The organism is Mycobacterium sp. E1214, from assembly GCF_001666755.1.
GTDB lineage: Bacteria > Actinomycetota > Actinomycetes > Mycobacteriales > Mycobacteriaceae > Mycobacterium.
The window spans coordinates 1-2,161 of sequence record NZ_LZJC01000053.1; the positions used below are offsets into that span (position 1 = coordinate 1).

2 protein-coding genes are annotated in these 2,161 nt (G+C 71.7%); both read left to right on the plus strand.

Features of this window, described 5'->3' with window-relative positions:
* Positions 1–247: 247 nt before the first annotated feature.
* On the plus strand, positions 248–1,033 hold the full coding sequence (locus A5700_RS06705; protein ID WP_068066695.1) for a class I SAM-dependent methyltransferase: 786 nt from the start codon (positions 248–250) through the stop codon (positions 1,031–1,033).
* Positions 1,034–1,078: 45 nt separating this feature from the next.
* Positions 1,079–2,161: aldehyde dehydrogenase family protein (locus A5700_RS06710; RefSeq protein WP_068066698.1), on the plus strand; the 1,083-nt coding region annotated here is incomplete at its 3' end.

The window sequence follows — 2,161 nt, forward strand, 5'->3', positions numbered from 1 at the left end:
GCGGTCTGGGAACCAGGCCGGCGGCGCGCCGAGGACGGCCCGGGGCATTGGCGAAGTGCCCGCCTCGTAGCGACAACACAGCGACAAGCGCCTCCCGCCGGGCGATGACCCGCGGCGCGGTGCCGTGCTAGGTCCCGTTGTCGCTGCGAGGCGGGCACTTCGCACACCACCCCCCACCCGGTCCCGTTGTCGCTGCGAGGCGGGCACTTCGCGCACCACTCCCCCGACCGTGCGTAGGGTTTCGCCGGTGGCCCATCCCCCGTCCCCGACGCGCGTTTTCGCGCGGCGCGCGACGCTGGCGCGCTCGGTGCGGCTGCTGTCGGAATTCCGCTACGAGCAGTCCGACCCGGCCCGCTTCTACGGCGCGCTGGCCGCCGACACCGCGGCGATGGTGGCCGACCTGTGGCAGGCCACGCGTGACGAACCACCGGCGGGCCGCACGGTGCTCGACGTCGGCGGCGGCCCCGGCTACTTCGCGGCCGCGTTCACCGACGCGGGGTTCCGCTACGTCGGCGTCGAGCCGGACCCGGGCGAGATGCACGCGGCCGGCCCGGCGCCCGGCACCGCGGCGGACGCCGGCACGTTCGTGCGGGCGTCGGGCATGGCGCTGCCGTTCGCCGACGACTCGGTGGACATCTGCCTGTCGTCCAATGTCGCCGAGCACGTGCCAAGGCCGTGGCGGCTGGGCGCCGAAATGCTGCGAGTGACCAAGCCGGGGGGCCTGGCGGTGCTGTCGTACACCGTGTGGCTCGGTCCCTTCGGCGGCCACGAGATGGGCCTGACCCACTACCTGGGCGGCGCCCGCGCGGCCGCCCGCTACGCCCGCAGACACGGGCATCCGCCCAAGAACAACTACGGGTCGTCGTTGTTCGCGGTGACCGCCGCCGCGGGCCTGGACTGGTCGGCCAACACCGGGGCCGCGGTGGCCGCTTTCCCGCGCTACCACCCACGATGGGCGTGGTGGCTGACTTCGATACCGGTCGTGCGCGAGTTCCTGGTGAGCAATCTGGTGCTGGTCCTACAACCCCAATAGTGAAACGTGTTCTCGTTTGGCGTCGGCTTGGGTAGGGTGGCGCCCATGAGCGACGCTACAACGGAGTACGACAAGCTATTCATCGGCGGCAAATGGACGGAACCGTCGACCTCCGAGGTCATCGAGGTGCACTGCCCCGCGACCGGTGAGTACGTGGGCAAGGTGCCGCTGGCGGCGGCCGCCGACGTCGACGCCGCGGTCGCCGCCGCGCGCGCGGCCTTCGACAACGGACCCTGGCCCAGCACGCCGCCGAAGGAGCGCGCGGCCGTGATCGCCAACGCGCTCAAGGTCATGGAGGAGCGCAAGGACCTCTTCACGCAACTGCTCGCGGCCGAGACGGGTCAGCCCCCGACCAGCGTCGAAACGATGCACTGGATGAGCTCGATCGGCGCCCTGAACTTCTTCGCCGGCCCGGCGGCGGACCAGGTCAAGTGGAAAGAGACCCGCAACGGCGGCTACGGGCAGAGCATCGTGTACCGCGAGCCGATCGGCGTGGTGGGCGCGATCGTGGCGTGGAACGTGCCGCTCTTCCTGGCCGTCAACAAGCTGGGCCCGGCGCTACTGGCCGGCTGCACCGTGGTGCTCAAGCCCGCCGCCGAGACCCCGCTGAGCGCCAACGCGCTGGCGGAGGCCTTCGCCGAGGCGGGACTCCCCGAGGGTGTGCTGTCGGTGGTGCCCGGCGGCGTCGAAACCGGCCAGGCACTGACCTCCAACGCGGGCGTCGACCTGTTCTCCTTCACCGGCAGCTCCGCCGTCGGCAAGGAGATCGGCCGGCGCGCCGCCGATCTGCTCAAGCCGTGCACCCTGGAACTCGGCGGTAAGTCGGCGGCCATCGTCCTCGACGACGTCGACCTCGCCGCCGCCATCCCGATGCTGGTCTTCTCCGGAATCATGAACACCGGGCAGGCCTGCGTGGCCCAGAGCCGCATCCTCGCCCCGCGGTCGCGCTACGACGAAATCGTGGACGCCGTCGGCAATTTCGTGCAGATGCTGCCGGTCGGCAAGCCGGACGACCCGGCCGCGCAGATCGGCTCGCTGATCTCGGAGAAGCAGCGCGCCCGCGTCGAGGGTTACATCGCCAAGGGCATCGAGGAGGGCGCCCGCCTGGTGTGCGGCGGCGGCCGCCCC